The organism is Pseudomonas sp. GW456-12-1-14-TSB6, assembly GCF_059424205.1.
On the sequence record NZ_JBWKZE010000073.1, the window covers coordinates 1 to 657 of the forward strand.

Annotated in this window: 2 pseudogenes; one reads left to right on the forward strand and one right to left on the reverse strand. The window is 63.0% G+C overall.

The features are described from left to right. Positions 1 to 502, forward strand: a pseudogene (locus AC07Y2_RS28745) (hypothetical protein); the annotation flags it as partial. Here AC07Y2_RS28745 and AC07Y2_RS28750 read toward each other — a convergent pair. Next, a pseudogene (locus tag AC07Y2_RS28750) lies at positions 499 to 657 on the reverse strand (EamA family transporter); the annotation flags it as partial. The pseudogenes AC07Y2_RS28745 and AC07Y2_RS28750 overlap by 4 nt on opposite strands.

A 657-nucleotide genomic window follows, 5' to 3' on the forward strand; every position in this document is an offset into this window, starting at 1 on the left:
GTATTGCATGGGAGGAGAAACCAGTACGTTGATGAACGGCGATTATCCCCTGTCTGGATGCAGGCCTATACTGCGAATACCGGTGGATATCCACGCCTCGCACCATTCCCTGACCACTGAAGGCGTGGCGCTGTTCAACCAGCGTTATCCACAGGGCCTGCCTGATACCTGGGGCGGGCAGGGGCCGGAAGAGGTCAACGGCGTGCGCTACTACTCGTGGTCCGGCACCTTGCAGCCGGGCAAGACCGATCGTGGTGGCAACCTGTTCGACGGCACCAACCGCAGTTGCCGGTTGTTCGCCAAAACCTTCGTGCGCGAGCCGGGGCAGTGCGACGGCATGGTCGGACGCTACAGCTCGCACCTGGGCACGGTCATCGGCGATGACTACCCGATGGATCACTTCGACATCGTCAACCAGTCGCTGGGACTGGTCGGCAAAGGCGCGGATCCGGTGCGGCTGTTCGTCGAGCATGCGGCGCGGTTGAAAGCCGCCGGGGTCTAGGCGGCGCTCGGGGTGCGGGAGCGACCGAGGACGGTGGTCCAGCGCTCGGAAAGAATCACCCCGCCCAGCGTCAGCAAGCCACCGACCAGGTGATACATCGCCAGTTGTTCCTTCAATACCACCGCAGCAATCAGCGCGGTGATCAACGGCAGCAG